The organism is Methylophilus sp. 3sh_L, assembly GCF_046766015.1.
In the GTDB taxonomy this organism is placed as follows: domain Bacteria; phylum Pseudomonadota; class Gammaproteobacteria; order Burkholderiales; family Methylophilaceae; genus Methylophilus.
In genome coordinates this window covers 1-17,533 of the sequence record NZ_JBKOUF010000009.1, presented here as the reverse complement: position 1 = coordinate 17,533, position 17,533 = coordinate 1, and the positions used below count along the sequence as shown (strand labels likewise).

General features: G+C 50.5%; 16 protein-coding genes. 1 reads left to right on the top strand and 15 read right to left on the bottom strand.

Annotated elements, in window-relative coordinates; translation table 11 throughout:
- Positions 1-33: 33 nt before the first annotated feature.
- Complete coding sequence (locus ACIDF8_RS13975) at positions 34-837, top strand: pyruvate, water dikinase regulatory protein (RefSeq protein ID WP_412011226.1); 804 nt, start codon at positions 34-36, stop codon at positions 835-837.
- 55 nt (positions 838-892) lie between these two features.
- Here the strand turns inward: ACIDF8_RS13975 and ACIDF8_RS13970 are convergent, their stop codons facing one another.
- From ACIDF8_RS13970 to ACIDF8_RS13900, 15 genes are all read right to left on the bottom strand, one after another.
- The gene (locus tag ACIDF8_RS13970; RefSeq protein ID WP_412011225.1) at positions 893-1,600 is read right to left on the bottom strand and encodes a hypothetical protein; all 708 of its coding nucleotides are present in this window, start codon (positions 1,598-1,600) and stop codon (positions 893-895) included.
- A 161-nt stretch (positions 1,601-1,761) separates the two neighbouring features.
- Positions 1,762-2,964, bottom strand: coding sequence for a multidrug effflux MFS transporter (locus tag ACIDF8_RS13965; protein ID WP_412011302.1), 1,203 nt, complete (start codon positions 2,962-2,964; stop codon positions 1,762-1,764).
- Positions 2,965-3,053: 89 nt separating this feature from the next.
- On the bottom strand, positions 3,054-4,235 hold the full coding sequence (gene pqqE, locus ACIDF8_RS13960; RefSeq protein ID WP_412011224.1) for a pyrroloquinoline quinone biosynthesis protein PqqE: 1,182 nt from the start codon (positions 4,233-4,235) through the stop codon (positions 3,054-3,056).
- A 15-nt stretch (positions 4,236-4,250) separates the two neighbouring features.
- The gene (gene pqqD / locus ACIDF8_RS13955) at positions 4,251-4,535 is read right to left on the bottom strand and encodes a pyrroloquinoline quinone biosynthesis peptide chaperone PqqD (RefSeq protein ID WP_412011223.1); all 285 of its coding nucleotides are present in this window, start codon (positions 4,533-4,535) and stop codon (positions 4,251-4,253) included.
- A 19-nt stretch (positions 4,536-4,554) separates the two neighbouring features.
- Positions 4,555-5,316, bottom strand: a complete 762-nt coding sequence (gene pqqC / locus ACIDF8_RS13950; RefSeq protein ID WP_412011222.1) for a pyrroloquinoline-quinone synthase PqqC — start codon at positions 5,314-5,316, stop codon at positions 4,555-4,557.
- A gap of 9 nt (positions 5,317-5,325) precedes the next feature.
- A complete protein-coding gene (pqqB, locus tag ACIDF8_RS13945) occupies positions 5,326-6,267 on the bottom strand; it encodes a pyrroloquinoline quinone biosynthesis protein PqqB (protein WP_412011221.1) in 942 nt (313 codons plus the stop codon).
- 251 nt (positions 6,268-6,518) lie between these two features.
- The gene (locus ACIDF8_RS13940) at positions 6,519-7,601 is read right to left on the bottom strand and encodes a 3-deoxy-7-phosphoheptulonate synthase (protein WP_412011220.1); all 1,083 of its coding nucleotides are present in this window, start codon (positions 7,599-7,601) and stop codon (positions 6,519-6,521) included.
- Positions 7,598-8,719, bottom strand: coding sequence for a histidinol-phosphate transaminase (hisC, locus tag ACIDF8_RS13935; protein ID WP_412011219.1), 1,122 nt, complete (start codon positions 8,717-8,719; stop codon positions 7,598-7,600). Before hisC ends, ACIDF8_RS13940 begins: the two co-directional genes overlap by 4 nt.
- Before the next feature lie 14 nt (positions 8,720-8,733).
- Positions 8,734-9,816: a prephenate dehydratase gene (gene pheA, locus ACIDF8_RS13930; RefSeq protein ID WP_412011218.1), complete on the bottom strand. Its 1,083-nt coding sequence runs from the start codon at positions 9,814-9,816 to the stop codon at positions 8,734-8,736.
- 23 nt (positions 9,817-9,839) lie between these two features.
- Positions 9,840-10,919 carry a 3-phosphoserine/phosphohydroxythreonine transaminase gene (gene serC, locus ACIDF8_RS13925; RefSeq protein ID WP_412011217.1) on the bottom strand — a complete coding sequence of 360 codons (1,080 nt, stop codon included), beginning with the start codon at positions 10,917-10,919 and terminating at the stop codon, positions 9,840-9,842.
- A gap of 9 nt (positions 10,920-10,928) precedes the next feature.
- The gene (gene gyrA / locus ACIDF8_RS13920) at positions 10,929-13,499 is read right to left on the bottom strand and encodes a DNA gyrase subunit A (protein WP_412011216.1); all 2,571 of its coding nucleotides are present in this window, start codon (positions 13,497-13,499) and stop codon (positions 10,929-10,931) included.
- Between the two features lie 202 nt (positions 13,500-13,701).
- The gene (locus ACIDF8_RS13915) at positions 13,702-14,889 is read right to left on the bottom strand and encodes an O-succinylhomoserine sulfhydrylase (RefSeq protein WP_412011215.1); all 1,188 of its coding nucleotides are present in this window, start codon (positions 14,887-14,889) and stop codon (positions 13,702-13,704) included.
- A 194-nt stretch (positions 14,890-15,083) separates the two neighbouring features.
- Positions 15,084-16,619: an amidophosphoribosyltransferase gene (purF, locus tag ACIDF8_RS13910; protein WP_412011214.1), complete on the bottom strand. Its 1,536-nt coding sequence runs from the start codon at positions 16,617-16,619 to the stop codon at positions 15,084-15,086.
- A 31-nt stretch (positions 16,620-16,650) separates the two neighbouring features.
- Positions 16,651-17,169 carry a CvpA family protein gene (locus tag ACIDF8_RS13905; protein ID WP_412011213.1) on the bottom strand — a complete coding sequence of 173 codons (519 nt, stop codon included), beginning with the start codon at positions 17,167-17,169 and terminating at the stop codon, positions 16,651-16,653.
- Between the two features lie 6 nt (positions 17,170-17,175).
- The coding region (locus tag ACIDF8_RS13900) for an SPOR domain-containing protein (RefSeq protein ID WP_412011212.1) at positions 17,176-17,533 on the bottom strand (358 nt) is incomplete at its 5' end.

Sequence of the window (17,533 nt, the reverse complement as noted above, 5' to 3'; positions counted from 1 at the left end):
AAAAACAGCATTTGACTTGAGGCACCTACCTGTATGAATCACCGTTCTGTATTTATTATTTCTGATGGTACGGGGATTACAGCAGGTGCCTTGAGCAAGTTGCTTGAGCACTTTCCAAATACACAATTCACTACTACCCGCTTGCCGTTTACCGATAACGATGAGCGCGTACAAGCGGCGTTTGAACATATTCAACGCGTGGCTGATCAGGACGGCATCCGCCCGATTGTGATCATGTCTATTGGAAACGGTGAACACCGTAATCATTTAAAGCAAGCCAATGCTTATTTCATTGATTTGTTCCATCGCTTTATCTACCCGCTGGGCTCAGAACTGAATCAGGAACCGCTGACCGGCGCCAGCATTGCCTATAGCGTCAAAGGGCAAAGCTATCTGGAGCGTATGGAGGCGATCAACTTCACGCTCAACCATGATGATGGCATGACCAACTCAGGCCTGGATGAAGCTGACGTGATTCTGATCGGGGTCTCGCGTTGTGGTAAAACGCCCACCAGTATTTACCTGGCCATGCAATTTGGGATCAAGGCCGCAAACTATCCTTTGATTCCTGAAGATTTTGAACGCGGCGCCCTGCCCGCTGCCTTGCAGAAAAATCTGGACAAGATTTTTGGGCTGACAATTAAGCCTGAGCGTCTGCATTCAGTACGTAGCGAGCGCCGTCCTGACAGTTTTTATGCCTCATTGGATAACTGCCGCAAGGAGATTGAGATTGCCGAGGGCATGATGCGTAAAGCAGGCATCCCCTGGGCAGACTCTACCAGCCGCTCAATTGAAGAACTTGCTGCACTGATTCTGCAAAAGATTCGCCAGCGCTAGGCTGGCGTCATCCCCTAGTCCACGCCGGACTAAGACTATCTGCTGATTTTTTGGCTTATGCTGCCATCGCCATATCGCGTGATCTCGCGACTTCAACTTGCTGTGCTGGCTTGTTGCTCGGGGTGGTCTGTGATTTAAGGGTGTCGCCTCGCCAGAAATAATAAAACTCGCGCGAAACACTCAAAAAGGTATGCTGAGAGCCCAAGGCGTTGAACAACGGTAGGTTTCTATCTACCATTTGCCGGTAACTATGTGATTGTTTATGTGAGATATTGCGTAAGGAAAGCAACAGGCATTTCGCCATGCGCATACGTTCTTTGAAAACGGCAGGCTCAAATCCACGAATCAAGGTCACTTGCTCAAAGGCTTCCAGGGTTTGTTTTTCAAGGCTGCTTAATACGGTTTTATCCAACTCGTACCAGTCTTTGAATAGCTCATCTTGCGTGACGGTCGTCACCGGTGTGCTGCCACTAAATACCTTGGCCTGGCTCATGGCTGCAATCGCCTTAATATCGCGCACCCAGAAAGAAAAGAACTCGCGGACAACCGGCAATACCGTTGGAATCTCTGCAGGGTCTATGCTGGCAATAAAACGGTCAACCGCCTGGCGGTAGTGCGTGCCATCGGCTGGAATCTCTTTTAGAAAGGCACTCAGTCGAACAATGACAAATTCACGCTGCACAAGGACACGCTGACTCACGCCTTGTCCGGTCAGCAACCTGACATACGCTTTTTGCGCTTCTTGTTCTCTGCTCATTTCCATATTGGACTCCCACCATTTCTTTTTTAAGATCACTCACTTAAGGCAAGTGTTTACAGTTTTATCTTAAAGCAGCTGCAGGGAGATCAAACAGGGAATTAAATCGGGAAATGCCCCATATTTCACGGTATCGCGGACTTCAGGACTCCTCACGCGAGCATGAATTAACCTAGGCTGGCCATGGATCGACGGGCAACAAATAACAACAAGGCACTCACGGCGGTCATGACGAACATGGCCAAGGCCAGCGTTAAGGGCGAGTGCCAGACCAATGGCACCACCAGTGCGGAACTTAAGGTAGAACACAACATTTGCATAAATGCCTGCGCCGAAGCGGCAGTTCCGCGTACTTTGGGATAACAATCCAGTGCGGCAATTGAGAGCACAGGCATGGCTGTCGCCATGCCAATATTAAACAGGGCAATCGGCAAAATGGCTAACCACCAGGCTTCATGCAGTTGCCCGCGAAGGACAAATTGCAGACTGACATTCAAGATTGCAATCGTCACCATCCAGGCAAATGCCCAGCGTAACAATTGCGCAGCAGCCACTTTGCCAGCCGTATGCCGGGAAATCCAGGACCCCAGCATCATGCCGGTGACTGTAGGGATAAACAGGTATCCAAATTGCTGGCTATTTAAATGCAAATGTTCGATCAGGAACACTGGGCTGGCCAGCACGTAAATGAAAAAAGCGGAAAAATTAAGCCCAAGGCAAGTCACCAGACACAAGAACAGCCGGTTTTTAAGCATCTGGCCATAGGTACGCGCAATGCCTGCAACAGAAAATGCAATGCGTTTTTCGGGCGTCACCGTCTCCGGCAAATAACGCAGTGCCATCGCCAACGCGACCGCTCCATATAGTGCCAGAAAGATAAAAATGGCTTGCCAGTGGATGCCCAACAAGAGTCCACCCAGAATAGGCGCGACGGCTGGTGCAATGCCGAATAATAATTGCACCGTAGCCATCACCCGTTGTGCTTGCGGCCCCTCAAACAGGTCTCGCACCATGGCGCGTGCCACGGTATTGCCTGCCCCGCCGCTCACGCCTTGCAGCGCGCGGAACAGCCATAAGGTCTGGACATTGGGTGCAAATGCACAGCCCAGACTGGCCAACATAAAAATGGCCAGCCCCCATTTAATGGTGGTAATGCGGCCAATGGCATCAGAAATTGCACCATGGCACAAGGTCATGACGGCATACGGCAACAGGTATAAGGTCAAGCTTTGCTGGATCGCCAGTTCATTGGTGCCAAACTCGGCGGCCATGATATGAAACGCTGGCAGATAAGTATCAATGGCAAATGGGGCTAAAGCGGCGAGCATCGCCAGAACCAGGACCAGGAGTGAAGCACGTGAAATCAAAATAACTCACCTTTAAAAAAAGCAAAGGTGCCTTGGGCACCTTTGTGATTATAGCAACTCACTCGACTTGCTATGGAGTTAAGGACAGCAAATTAAGGCAAAGCATGGAATTGTTCAATCCGCTCTTTATCGCCCTCCACATATTTTTTAGAGTTTTTGTCGTTACGGAAAATAATCGGCTGTTCGCGTAATAGCGGATTCTGTGAATCCTTGATCGCTTCATCGATTAAATGACGATGGGGCGACTTGGTGCAGACCGGGTCTGCCGCCTCAGCGTCGCCGCTGAGTAAATAAGCCTGACAACGGCAGCCACCCAGATCTTTTTCTTTTTCATCACAACTGCGGCAAGGCTCTTTCAGCCAATCCATGCCACGATATTTGTTAAATGCAGGCGATTCGTTCCAAGCCCATTCAAGACCATTTTCACGCACGTTCGGGAAGGTCAAGCCAGGCAAAGCACGGGCGGAATGACAAGGCAACACATCACCATTGGCTGTGACGATCATGAACACCTCGCCCCAGCCATTCATGCATTTTTTCGGCCTGTCGGCAAAATAATCCGGTACCACAAAAAACACCTTCATTTTGTTGCCGACACGCTCACGGAATGCATTAGTCATGAGCTCGGCCTCGGCCAGTTGCTCCCGGGTCGGCATTAGCTGGCTACGGTTGACCAGGCTCCAACCGTAGTATTGTGTATTGGCCAGCTCAACATAATCTGCCCCCAAGGCTTCCGCCATCTCCAGGATCTTATCTACATGACCAATATTGTAACGGTGTATCACCACATTCAATACCATGGGATAACCATGGCCCTTGATCATGGCCGCCACCTTCTTCTTGAGCTCAAAGGTTTTGGTATTGGTAATAAAGTTATTAATTTCTTCAGTAATGTCATGCATGGACAACTGAATATGATCCAGGCCGCCTTCTTTAAAGGCCTGGATACGCTTTTCCGTCAATCCGACGCCAGAGGTAATCAGGTTGCTGTAGTAGCCGAGCCGATGCGCTTCAGCCACAATCTCTTCGATATCATCGCGTAACAATGGCTCGCCGCCGGAAATCCCCAATTGAATCGCGCCCATTTTCCTGGCTTCGCGCAGTGCTTTGATCCACTCCTCAGTACTCAGCTCGTTCTTGGTATGTTTATCGTAGTCTGTAGGGTTATAGCAAAAGGCACAATGCAATGGGCAGCGATAGGTAATTTCCGCCAGCAACCACAAAGGCTGTTTACGCGTTACGCTGGATGCAACACCGTTATTCATTTGTGCCATCTTTTCACCTTTTGCTTAGTTGATTTTACGCAGCCAGGCTTTGCCAACCGCGAGGTCAAACATGCCGACAATATCGGATTCAATGTCTTCGGCATCGGGAAACGTGGCTTTCAACTCGGCCACAATCTCCCCGACACTCGCCTTCCCATCCACCCGCTTCAGAATTTCCCCTGCCCCGCCATGCAATTTAACCATGCCTTCAGGAAACAGAATGACATAGCTTTGCTGCGCCTCTTCCCACTGGAAGCGGTGATGCAGGGCAATTGCGTAAATATCCGAATGTTGAATGTTGTTTTCCATCGCGCTTGCTTTCGTTAACTTATCTGAACTTGATCACTGGCTGGCGCAAGTAATCACGGTCTTCCACCTTGACTTGCGTACTCGCCAGCATGATGGCATCGGCCATGACCCACAGCACATCCAGCTTGAATTGCAAAATATCCAGCGCGCGCAACTGCATTTCACGGCTAACACTGAAATAGTCCAGCGTAATGTCCAGGCCTTGTTCTACATCGCGGCGCGCCTCGGTCAAACGCTTTTTAAAGTAAATAAACCCTTCTTCTTTGACCCAGGGATACATCGTCGGCCAGGAACTGATCCGTTGCTGGTGGATGTGTGGTGCAAATAACTCCGTGAGGCTGGAACACACACTTTCTTGCCATGGCCGCTGACGGGCAAAATTAACATAAGCATCTACCGCAAAACGGACCCCTGGCGAGACCAACTCCAAGGAGGTCACTTGCTCACGGGTAAGACCGACCGCTTCCCCTAATTTAACCCAAGCTTCAATGCCGCCTTCAGAGCCTTCGTAGCCATCGTGATCGGTAATGCGGTGTATCCAGCCCTTGCGCACTTCCTTGTCTGGACAGTTAGACATGATGGCCGCATCTTTTTGCGGGATCATGATCTGGTAGTAGTAGCGGTTCGCCACCCAGCATTGCAGTTGCTCTTTGCTCAATTTGCCTTCATACATCAACACGTGTACTGGATGATAAATATGGTAGCCCTGGCCTTTTTCGCGTAGCTTGGCTTCAAACTCTTCGCGGGACCATGGTAGGTTGTCGGTGCTCACTGCGTTCATATTGCTCTCCTATAGAATGATGTCCATGCCATCGTACGCCACCTCGATCTGATGATCGGCGAGAATGGCGCGCTCGGCGGAATCTTCCCTTAAAATGGGGTTGGTATTGTTGATATGAATCAGCACCTTGCGCACTGTTTTATCCACACCAAACTTGTCCAACTCTTCTATCATGCCGCCTGGACCAGATTGCGGGTTGTGACCGATACTACGTGCAGTTTTGGTCATCAAGCCCATATCCAGCATTTCGGTATTGGTCCAAAATGTCCCATCCACCATGATGCAATCCGCTTGCTGCATCAATGGCGGCAAATGCGGCTCAATTTCTGCCAGTCCTGGTGAATACCAGCATTTCTTGCCAGTTGAAATCTCTTCAATCAAAACGCCTATGGTATCGCCTGGATGCGGATCATTACGGTGAGGCGAATAAGGTGGAGCAGCGCTCTTCAGCGCGACAGCCGTAAACCGTAAATTCGGCACATTCGGGATTTCGAAACTATGCGCATGGCTGATATCACTCACATCAATAGGGATCTCATGATGGTTGACGCCGCAATAATGGCCCAGGATATTCAGAATCTGGTTACCGGAGGTCAGGTCCCCATACACCGCCTGGGTACAGTAAATCTCACGCTTGACTTGCCCCTCGCGCAACATGAACAGGCCGGTGGTATGGTCAATTTGCGCATCAATCAACACTATCGCCTGGATGCCTGAATCTCGGATGGCACGACCTGGTTGCAACGGGGGGAATTCCTGGATCTGTTGCAATACATCCGGTGAGGCGTTAAACAGCACCCAGTCAACGCCATTGCTGGACACACAAATGGAGGACTGTGTCCGGCGCTTGGCCTTGATCGTGCCTTTGCGCAATCCATCACAGTTATGACAATTGCAATTCCACTGTGGGAAACCACCGCCTGCCCCGGCACCTAAAACATGTATATGCATAATCGCTCGTTATTCAATTTAAGATTTACAGGGGTTGTACCACTTTAGGCATACAACCACGATTTATTTGGACTGTCCAGCACATTGCCAGTCTTCACTGCTAAGTAAGACTGGCATCATACGCATGCGTTGCAGTCCAGGCCTGCTACTGACAATGATTCCCTCCTCATGATTATCATGAGCACTCAGCGAGCGCAGAGAATAAGACATAAAAAAGCCGTGCTAAAAGCACGGCTGCTTGTTAAACCTGCTTATTCCTCTGCGGCCCGCTTGTCGCGGCGGGTTTTCACCGCAGCAGCCAGGGTTTCGAGGACGGTCACAGAATCTTCCCATCCCAGGCAAGCATCAGTGATGGATTGACCATAATTCAGGCTACAGCCTGGGGTATGATCCTGACGGCCTTCATTGAGGTGCGACTCCAGCATAATGCCCATAATACGGGCATCGCCCGCTGCAATTTGCGCCGACACATCATCGACAACTGCAATCTGGTTCTTGTAGAGTTTCTGGCTATTACCGTGACTGCAATCGACCATTAACACTGGCGCCAACCCTGCATCGGCCAATTGATCACAAACGGCTGAGATACTTTTTGCATCGTAATTTGGCGTTTTACCGCCACGCAAAATCACATGACAATCTTCATTGCCCTTAGTCGCAAAAATAGCTGACTCGCCCTCTTTGGTGACTGACAGGAAGTGATGCGGACTGGCGGCCGCTTTGATGGCATCAATCGCCACTTTCGCGCCCCCGTCCGTGCCATTCTTAAAGCCGACCGGACAGGATAAACCGGAAGCGAGTTCACGGTGAATTTGGGATTCGGTGGTCCGAGCGCCAATGGCGCCCCAACTGACCAGATCCGCCGTATATTGTGGTGACACCACATCCAGAAATTCGGTGGCGGCAGGCATGCCAATCTCGTTTACATCCAACAGGAAGCGCCGGGCTTTTTCCAAGCCAAAATTAATATCGTATGTGCCATCCAGGTGCGGATCGTTGATCAGCCCTTTCCAGCCGACCGTCGTGCGTGGCTTCTCGAAATAGACCCGCATCACAATCAATAACTCACTGCCCAAACGGTTGCGCACCTCGAGCAAACGCCTGGCATACTCCATACCAGCTTCCGTATCATGAATCGAGCAAGGCCCGACGATCACGAGCAAACGGTCATCCCCCTGATGCAGGATATGATGAATGGCTGTACGCGTTTGCAGGATATTTTGCGTACTCACCGTACTTTCCTGCAGGCGGGATAACAGCTCGGCTGGTTTTACCAGCGGTTTAACTTCCAGCACCCTGACATCATCAGTGGCTAACTTTTCGTATACAGTCATGACTTTAAAATCTTTTCCAGCACTTCCAGAAAACGTGCATTTTCACTAAACAGGCCAATGCTGACACGTAAATAATCCGGCATTTCATAATTGGCTACCGGCCGGACAATCACGCCATGTTTTAGCAGCGCCTGATTGACGGCCCCCGCGTTGGTCACCTTAAAACTGACAAAGTTGCCGTATGAGGGAATATAGCTCAAGCCTAATTGCGTCAAGCCTTGCGTCACTTGCGCCATCCCCGCCTGATTGGCAGCGTAACTGCGGGCAACAAAGTCGTCATCTTGCAAAGAGACCGTGGCGGCCACTTGCGCCAGGTTATTTACATTAAAAGGCTGACGCACACGATTCATTAAATCAGCCAGGCTGGCATGCATCAAACCAAAACCGACGCGTAACCCTGCCAGGCCATACGCTTTCGAAAAGGTGCGTGAAATAATCAGGTTTTCAAACTGTCCTAACCAGCTGACGGCTTCAGACTTGTCTGTCGCTGACAGATATTCGTCATACGCTTCATCCAGTACCACTAAAATATTTTTAGGCACCTGGCGCAGAAAATCCATCAATACGGCTTTAGGAATCAAGGTGCCCGTTGGATTATTGGGGTTTGCGACAAATATGAGTTTTGTTTTAGGCGTAATAGCGCGTAAAAAACCGGGCAAATCATGACAAAACTTTATGGCAGGGACGACCACGCCAGTTGCCCCCACTGCCTGCGTCACTAAAGGGTAGACCGCAAATGCATGCTGCGAATAAATCACTTCATCACCGGCTGTCAAAAATGCACGCGCTGCCAACTCCAGGATATCGTTTGAGCCGTTCCCGAATACAATTTGTGCAGGGGCAACCGCATACTTTTGACTCACCGCATCGCGCAACGCAAAGCTGTTACCATCAGGGTAACGCGCAATGTCATAAATGGCCTCTTCAACCGCCATTTGCGCCTTGGGACTCATGCCCAGAGGGTTTTCATTTGACGCCAGTTTCACAATCTCGGCTTCGTTCAGGCCCATCTCACGCGCGAGCTCACTGATGGGTTTGCCGCCTTGATAAGGGGCGATCGCACGGATATTGGCGGGTGCTAATGCAGAGAGTGCGGTTGCGTTTGATACGTCAGACATAATAGAGGACTAGATTAAATAATGGCAGTTGGATAAGAGCCTAATACTTTCAGAAAAGTAGCGCGCTCTGACAGTTCTTGCAATGCGGCCTGGACAGCAGGCTGTTGCTGGTGGCCTTCAATATCGACAAAAAATACGTAATTCCATAAGTTCTGACGCGAAGGCCGTGACTCCAGCTTGGTCATGCTTACCCCATGCCGGGATAAAGGCTCCAGCAATTGCAAAACAGCACCTGGCTTGTTGTGGGCACTCATGACTAAGGAGGTTTTATCCTGGCCTGAAGGCGCTACACCGTGATTGCCGAGCACCAGGAAGCGTGTGGTGTTTTTCGGGTCGTCCTCAATATTCTCGGCGAGGATATGCAAATCAAATAATTCTGCCGCGCGCTTACTGGCAATCGCCGCCGCAAACGTGCCTTGAGAGACAACTAACTCATGGATCATTTGCGCTGCACGGGCATTACTGGTGACCGCCTCACGCTGGGCGTTAGGTAAGACCTTATTCAACCACTCATGGCATTGTGACAATGATTGTGCATGTGAAAACACATGCGTGATCTGGTTCAAATCCTGCTGCGCGGAAAGCAGGCAATGATGCACAGGTAAGGTAATTTCACCGACCACTTGCAGGGCACTCGCAAGCAGCAAATCCAATGTAATTCCGACGGCCCCTTCGGTAGAATTCTCGACTGGGACTACGCCGTAGTCTGCCTGCCCTGCTTCGACCGTGCGAAACACTTCATCAATACTGCCACAGACGACTGCCTGGCGGCCTTCGCCAAACTGTTTGAGGGCGGCTTCTTCGCTATAAGTACCCAGTGGCCCTAAAAACGCAATCGCCAGTTCTTTTTCCAGCGCGCGGCAATTAGACATGACCGCGCGAAAAATATAACTGACAGCTTCTGGCGACAATGGCCCCTGATTTTCAGCTTGTAAACGCCGGATGATCTGCGCTTCACGCTCAGGGCGGTAGATCACACCGTCATCCTTTAAATGGCCGATTTCACGTGCCAGCTTTGCGCGCTCGTTGACGAGCGCAAGAACCTGCGCATCGATGGCGTCAATTTTATCTCTAAATTGTTTTAGTAAATCAGACATTTAAAGCTTTGTCTTAATGTGTTCTATGAATAATTCTTTTCGAATTCCTGCATGAAAGCGACCAGTGCTTGCACGCCTTCAATCGGCATCGCATTGTAGATGCTGGCACGCATGCCGCCGACAGAGCGATGTCCCTTGAGTTGCAGCAAACCACGCGCATCCGCAGCCTTGAGGAAAGCCTCATTCAAGCCCTCGTCACGCAAACGGAAAGGAATATTCATGCGGGAGCGATAGGCGTGCTGAATCGGGTTGCTGTAAAACTCGGTTTGATCCAAATAGTCATAAAGCAGGTTGGCTTTGGCAATATTGATTTTCTCAATGGCTTCCACGCCCCCTTGTGCCAACAGCCACTCAAATACCAGACCAGCAATATAGATACTATAGGTCGGCGGCGTATTGATCATACTTTGATTATCTGCCTGTGTTTTCCAATGAAACACCGCTGGCGTCAATGGAGAAGCCTGCTCCAGCAAATCTTCACGCACGATCACCAGACACAATCCGGCCGGGCCGATATTCTTCTGTGCGCCACCATAAATCACACCGTATTTTGAAACATCAACCGGGCGTGACAGGATATGTGAAGACATGTCAGCGACAATCGGTACACCAGCTGTTTCCGGCACGTCAAGAAACTCAACGCCATTGATCGTTTCATTGGTGCAGTAATGAACGTAAGCGGCTTCTTGATTAAGCTTCCAGTCCGAAAAAGCAGGAACATGGGTAAAGCCCTCTGCTTCTGCCGTCGCTGCAATATTGATCTGCCCATACGCTTTTGCATCCAGAACACTGCGCTTGCTCCAGGAGCCAGTAACCACATAATCGGCAGATTTACCGTTTAACAGGTTCATGGGGATGATGGCGTTTTCTGCAATCGCCCCGCCCTGCAAGAACAAGACTTTGTAGTTGCTAGGGATGGCCAATAACTGGCGCAAATCAGCCTCAGTCTTTTCGAGGATGCTGGTGAATTCTTTGCCGCGATGCGACATTTCCATCACACTCATCCCGGAACCGTGCCAATCCAGCATCTCAGCCTGGGCACGTTCAAGCACTGGTTTAGGTAACACTGCCGGACCGGCAGAAAAATTAAAAATCTGTTTCATGCGTCTCTTTTATTGCTCGCTATCGTCACCATCATCGTCAGTCTCGACTATTTTTTCCAGACCGGACAATTTTTCACCTTCACCGAGGTTGATCAGAGTCACGCCTTGCGCTGCGCGGCCCATATCACGGATTTCCTTGACCCGGGTGCGGATCAATACGCCACCGGTCGTGATCAGCATAATCTCATCCTCTGCAGTCACCAGTTTAGCCGCGATCGCCAGACCGTTACGCTCGCTGATTGCAATCGCTTTCACACCCTGTGTGCCACGGCCAGAATGGCGGAACTCGGACAACACTGTGCGTTTGCCGTAACCATTTTCCGTCGCAACCAACACAGACTGTTGATCGTTCTCAGCAATCAACAATGACAGCACCTGCTGCTTGGCTGCCAGTTTCATGCCGCGCACCCCACGGGTCGCACGGCCCATCGGACGGACATCATCTTCGGTGAACCAGACGGCTTTACCACCGTTAGAGACCAAGACAATATCATTCTGGCCATTGGTCACTTCAGCGCCAACCAGATAATCACCATCATCAAGGTTGATCGCAATAATGCCAGACTTACGCGGGTTAGCGAACTCAGTCAAAGCGGTTTTCTTGACAGTACCCATCGCGGTGGCCATAAATACGAAGTGGTTCTCGTCAAACTCTTTCACCGGCAGGATAGCATTGATCTTCTCGCCTTCTTCCAGAGGGAACAGGTTCACAATCGGCTTGCCACGGCTGACACGGCTGCCTTGTGGCACTTCATAGACTTTCAACCAGTAGACACGGCCACGGCTGCTGAAGCACAGGATGTAATCGTGAGTGTTGGCGACAAACATCTTGTCAATAAAATCGTCCTCTTTAGTGGCAGCGGCTTGCTTGCCACGGCCACCGCGTTTCTGCGCGCGGTACTCATCCAGCGGCTGCGATTTAACATAGCCGGAATGTGACAAGGTAACCACCACATCTTGCGGTGTAATCAGGTCTTCGAGCGACAAGTCTTGGGTGTTCTGCTCAATCTCAGAACGGCGCTTATCCCCAAACTGCTTCTGGATTTCAGTCAGTTCTTCCACAATAATGGCGGTAACGCGCTCAGGCTTGGCCAGAATATCCAGCAAGTCAGCGATGATATCCATAACCTCTTTGTATTCGTTAACGATCTTGTCTTGTTCCAGACCTGTCAGGCGTTGCAAGCGCATCTGCAGAATTTCCTGCGCTTGTACATCTGACAGTTTGTAGCCTTTTGGCGTCAAGCCGAAATCGACAGACAAGCCTTCTGGACGTGACGCTTCCATGGCGGCGCGCTTGAGCATTTCCTCCACTACGGGGGAATGCCAGCTACGGGCCATCAACTCTTTTTTCGCTTCTGGGGGCGTGGGCGCAGCCTTGATGATGGCAATCATCTCGTCCACGTTGGCCAAGGCCACAGCCAGGCCTTCCAACACATGACCACGGTCACGAGCCTTGCGTAACTCGAACACGGTTCTGCGTGTCACCACTTCACGTCGGTGGCGCAGGAAAGCTTCCAACATCTGCTTGAGGTTGAGCAAACGTGGCTGGCCATCCATTAGCGCAACCATGTTCATACCAAACGTATCTTGCAGCTGGGTTTGTTTGTAGAGGTTATTTAAAATCACTTCTGGCACTTCGCCGCGCTTGAGCTCAATCACGACGCGCATGCCGGACTTGTCAGACTCGTCACGGAGGTCAGAAATACCTTCGATTTTCTTCTCGTTAACCAGCTCGGCGATTTTCTCAATCAGGGATTTTTTGTTGACCTGATAAGGCAGTTCATCAATGATGATGGACTGGCGACCGCCTTTGTCCAGATCTTCAAAGTGGGTTCGGCCACGCATCACGACACGGCCACGGCCAGTGCGATAGCCCTCTTTTACGCCTGCAGTCCCGTAGATAATGCCGGCGGTCGGAAAATCAGGGGCTGGAATCAATTCAATCAGCTCATCCACACTGATTTCAGGGCTCTTGAGCAGGGCAAAACAGGCATTCAGTACTTCATTGAGGTTATGTGGCGGAATATTCGTCGCCATCCCCACCGCAATACCAGAGCTGCCGTTAATCAGCAGGTTAGGAATCCTCGTTGGCATAATCAACGGCTCTTGTTCACTGCCGTCGTAGTTAGGGCCAAAGTCTACGGTTTCTTTTTCGATATCTGCCAACAGCTCATGCGCAATTTTAGACATACGGATTTCGGTATAACGCATCGCCGCCGCATTGTCACCATCTACCGAACCAAAGTTACCTTGGCCGTCTACCAGCATGTAACGTAAAGAAAAGTCCTGCGCCATACGGACAATCGTGTCATAAACCGCTGTATCACCGTGCGGGTGATATTTACCGATCACGTCACCGACGATACGCGCAGATTTTTTGTAGGGCTTGTTGTAATCATTGGATAGCTCGTGCATGGCATACAGCACACGCCTGTGCACAGGCTTGAGACCATCACGAACATCAGGGAGGGCACGCCCGACAATCACGCTCATGGCGTAATCGAGGTAACTGCGGCGCATCTCGTCTTCTAAACTGATAGGCAGGGTTTCTTTAGCAAATTGATCTGGAGACTGACTCATTCTTGACCCAATTTATAGTTAAAAGTTATCACGCGATTTTAGCATAAATAGCACGATCCCGCTTGCAAAATCACGGCCAGGTCAGCCTGGGATGAAACCACAGCCGATATCGCATCTTTCGCTGGCATCCAATAAAAAAGGGAGCAAGCATGCTCCCTTTAATAGGCATCCAGAGGCAACTGATTGCCTCGCTCAAGCCAGATCAAAATTGCGTCAACAACTGCAAATCTGCTTTTAAATCATCGACATGCTCCAGTCCGACGGCGATCCTGACCAAATTATCCTTGATCCCTGCCTCCGCTCTTGCCTCAGCCGTCACACGGCTATGGGTGGTGGTGGCCGGGTGTGTAATGGTTGACTTGGCATCCCCCAAATTCGCGGTAATCGATATCAAGCGGGTCGCATCAATTAATGCCCAGGCGGCCTCCTGCCCGGTTTGACCGGTGCGTGGTTTCACCTCAAAACTGACAATGCCACCACCCAGCCGCTGTTGCTGCTGTGCCAGCGCATACTGCGGGTGCGAGGGCAAGCCTGGATAGAAGACGCGCTCAACACCAGGCTGCTGCTCCAGCCACTGCGCGAGAGCCAATGCACGCGCAGCATGCGCTTCCATACGCACCTGCAAGGTCTCCAAGCCCTTTACAAACACCCAGGCATTGAATGCGCTCATGGTCACTCCGGCCGTGCGCAAGAAAGCATACACCGGCTCAACCAAGGCTTTACTGCCCAAGACCGCTCCACCCAGCACCCTGCCCTGTCCATCAATGTATTTGGTGGCAGAGTGAATCACAATGTCAGCACCCAAGTTCAGTGGTTGTTGCAAGGCAGGCGTACAAAAACAATTATCCACCGCCAGGTAAGCGCCAGCGGCATGGGCAATCGCTGCCAACTTGGCAATATCGCCGATCTCGGTCAGCGGATTAGATGGGGTCTCAGCAAAAAACAACTTGGTATTCGGTTTGACTGCAGCTTGCCAGGCATCAGGATCAGTTAACGAAACCAAGGTCACCTCTAGGCCCCAGCGCTTGAGGATATTCGTGAATAATTGCACAGTCGTGCCAAAAATACTGCGGGAGGCCACCACATGATCACCCGCACTGCACATCCCCATGATGCAGGCCAGAATAGCAGACATGCCACTGGCAGTGGCGACACATAGCTCTGCGCCCTCCAGAGCGGCCAGTTTGTCCTGGAACATGGTAACGGTAGGATTGGTGAACCGTGAATAAATATTGCCAGGCTCGGTGCCGCCGAAGCGTGCCGCCGCTTGCGCTGCATTTTTAAAGCGGAAACTCGAGTTTAAAAACAAAGCCTCGGAGTTTTCGCCAAATTCGGTGGTTAATGTGCCAGCGCGCACCGCCAGCGTTTCCAAATGGTATTGATCGTTCATGCTTCCTCAAACTTCTGTCCACAAATGGACGGCAATAAAAAACCCGTTTCAGCATTGCGCTAAAACGGGTCTTTGGGGCTCTCGCTTTAGCAGTATTTATAATGCGCCCGCAAGCTGAGTTTGGCTTCGTTTAAAGTTCGCCACTCAAATCAGCGCAATTTCATTAAACGCCTTTTACAGGCGCCTGTCAAGCCTTACTCGGCCCCCACCAAATCGGTAGATAACAAGTTCAAATCCAGCTGCGTCGTCGAGTTTGGTGGCAACTGTTTTTTGCTCATATCACTACGGGCAGACTCAATACGATTCAAATAAGCCGCGTCAATATCGCCTGTGACATACTTGCCATCAAAGCAACTACAGTCAAATTCTGTCATGTGCGGATTGGATTTGGTGATGCTTTCGCGCAATGCGTCCAGGTCCTGATAAATCAATGCATCTGCACCTATCTCAGCACAAATCTCCTCATCGGTGCGATTGGTGGCCAGCAATTCATGGCGGCTGGGCATATCAATGCCATACACATTTGGATAACGTACTGGCGGCGCAGCTGAAGCAAAATAAACCTTATTCGCCCCGGCATCGCGGGCCATTTGCACGATTTGCTGCGAGGTGGTGCCACGCACAATCGAGTCATCTACCAGCAGTACATTTTTACCTTTAAATTCGATGCCTATCGGATTCAATTTCTGACGCACGGATTTTTTGCGCAAGGCTTGGCCTGGCATGATAAATGTACGGCCAATATAGCGGTTTTTGATAAAGCCTTCGCGATAATCCAGGCCCAACGCAATGCCCAACTGTAATGCACTTGGACGGCTGGTATCAGGAATCGGGATCACCACATCAATCTGTTTGTCGGCCCATTCACGTTTGATTTTCTCTGCCAGCAAGGTCCCCATATCCAGACGGGTCTGGTAAACAGAAACGCCATCAATCACTGAATCAGGACGGGCGAGATAGACGTATTCAAAGATGCAGGAAGTCAGTTTGGGATTGGTTGCACATTGACGGCTGCATAAGTTTCCGTCCATATCAATAAACACGGCCTCACCAGGCTCAACATCACGCAACAACGTAAAACCGAGCACATCCAGCGCCACGCTCTCGGAGGCCACGATGTATTCAGTACCCTTGTCCGTCTCTTGCTTGCCGATGACCAATGGGCGGATACCATGCGGATCACGGAAGGCCAACAGACCGAAATTAGCAATCATGGCGACCACTGCGTAAGCACCTTTACAACGCCTGTGCACGCCTGCCACTGCATCAAACACCATATCGCTGTTTAACAATGCATTTTTCGAGGTGCTTTCGATCTCGTGTGCCAACACATTCAACAGCACTTCAGAGTCTGAGCTGGTATTAATATGACGCAGGTCTTGCCGGAACATTTCCGACTTTAACTGCTCGGAGTTGGTCAAGTTACCGTTATGGCCCAAGACAATCCCAAACGGTGAGTTGACATAAAAAGGCTGTGCTTCTGCTGCACTGGATGAACCCGCGGTAGGATATCGCACATGGGCAATGCCGACGTTGCCGATCAGATTGCGCATATGACGGGTATGGAAAACGTCTTTGACCAGACCATTATTTTTATGCATGTGGAAGGTGTTTCCATCACAGGTCACAATGCCGGCAGCATCCTGGCCACGGTGCTGCAAAACCAGCAATCCGTCATACAACAACTGATTTACCGGGTTCTTGCCGACAATACCAATAATTCCACACATAGTGACATCCTATCAAACACTTGATTACAAATTAAATGGAAGACTCGTCTAGCTGCTGCTGGTTTAAATGCACATGCTTAGCAATACTAGATGGCATCCAGGGCAACAATTTCAAGACCAGCACTTCAATTGGCGCGCTGAACATAGCATTTGACCAGCGCGGATCTTTGGGCAGTTCCGTCATGGCCGCAAGCATCACCAAGATACTGACAATCAGCAAGCCCTTGAGAGCCCCAGCCGCACCACCGAGGATACGGTTCAACCCTCCTAAACCCACAGCCTTGACCAGTGTCGTCAATAACAGGGCCAGCAAGGTACAAGCAAATAAAACCAGTAAAAACACTAGCAAAAACGCAGCCATGGCCTTGATGGCTTCGCCTGGAATTTGCTCTGGCATGTAAGCAATCACCTGGGCATTAAACCGGTTGGCCAAGTAAAAGGCCAAGCCCCAACCGAGCACAGAAAAAAGCTCGTGAATGGCACCGCGCATCAGGCCGACTAGGATGGAAAAACCAATAATGCCCAGTACAAAGTAATCGAATACCGTCATGCGTGCTTAAGACTTACTGGCAACAATACCGCTAAAGCCAGCCGCCTCCAATTTTTTGAGCGTGGCAGCCGCCTCATTACGGGTGGCGTAAGTTCGCGTGCGTAGGCGTAATTTTTGACCAGAGGCATCTACCTTTTCAGTGGCCGTATCAAATCCTGCATGCTTCAGCTTAACCTGGAGATTCTCAAGGTTTTTAGGGTCAGAAAACACGCCAAACTGTACAAAGAACTTCCCTGTTTTCTTATCGGACTCAGCAGAAGCTTCTTTAACCGCTGATTTAACCGGCGCAACTTTGGGTTCAACTTTGGGTTCAACTTTGGGTTCAACTTTGGGTTCAACTTTGGGTTCAACTTTGGGTTCAACT

What these genes read in the sequence shown, in the direction of transcription:
- ACIDF8_RS13975 (WP_412011226.1), top strand. Translation starts at nt 34, where the DNA reads ATGAATCACCGTTCTGTATTTATTATTTCTGATGGTACGGGGATTACA.
- ACIDF8_RS13970 (WP_412011225.1), bottom strand. Translation starts at nt 1,600, where the DNA reads ATGGAAATGAGCAGAGAACAAGAAGCGCAAAAAGCGTATGTCAGGTTG.
- pqqE (WP_412011224.1), bottom strand. Translation starts at nt 4,235, where the DNA reads ATGGCACAAATGAATAACGGTGTTGCATCCAGCGTAACGCGTAAACAG.
- pqqD (WP_412011223.1), bottom strand. Translation starts at nt 4,535, where the DNA reads ATGGAAAACAACATTCAACATTCGGATATTTACGCAATTGCCCTGCAT.
- pqqC (WP_412011222.1), bottom strand. Translation starts at nt 5,316, where the DNA reads ATGAACGCAGTGAGCACCGACAACCTACCATGGTCCCGCGAAGAGTTT.
- pqqB (WP_412011221.1), bottom strand. Translation starts at nt 6,267, where the DNA reads ATGCATATACATGTTTTAGGTGCCGGGGCAGGCGGTGGTTTCCCACAG.
- ACIDF8_RS13940 (WP_412011220.1), bottom strand. Translation starts at nt 7,601, where the DNA reads ATGACTGTATACGAAAAGTTAGCCACTGATGATGTCAGGGTGCTGGAA.
- hisC (WP_412011219.1), bottom strand. Translation starts at nt 8,719, where the DNA reads ATGTCTGACGTATCAAACGCAACCGCACTCTCTGCATTAGCACCCGCC.
- pheA (WP_412011218.1), bottom strand. Translation starts at nt 9,816, where the DNA reads ATGTCTGATTTACTAAAACAATTTAGAGATAAAATTGACGCCATCGAT.
- serC (WP_412011217.1), bottom strand. Translation starts at nt 10,919, where the DNA reads ATGAAACAGATTTTTAATTTTTCTGCCGGTCCGGCAGTGTTACCTAAA.
- gyrA (WP_412011216.1), bottom strand. Translation starts at nt 13,499, where the DNA reads ATGAGTCAGTCTCCAGATCAATTTGCTAAAGAAACCCTGCCTATCAGT.
- ACIDF8_RS13915 (WP_412011215.1), bottom strand. Translation starts at nt 14,889, where the DNA reads ATGAACGATCAATACCATTTGGAAACGCTGGCGGTGCGCGCTGGCACA.
- purF (WP_412011214.1), bottom strand. Translation starts at nt 16,619, where the DNA reads ATGTGTGGAATTATTGGTATTGTCGGCAAGAACCCGGTAAATCAGTTG.
- ACIDF8_RS13905 (WP_412011213.1), bottom strand. Translation starts at nt 17,169, where the DNA reads ATGACGGTATTCGATTACTTTGTACTGGGCATTATTGGTTTTTCCATC.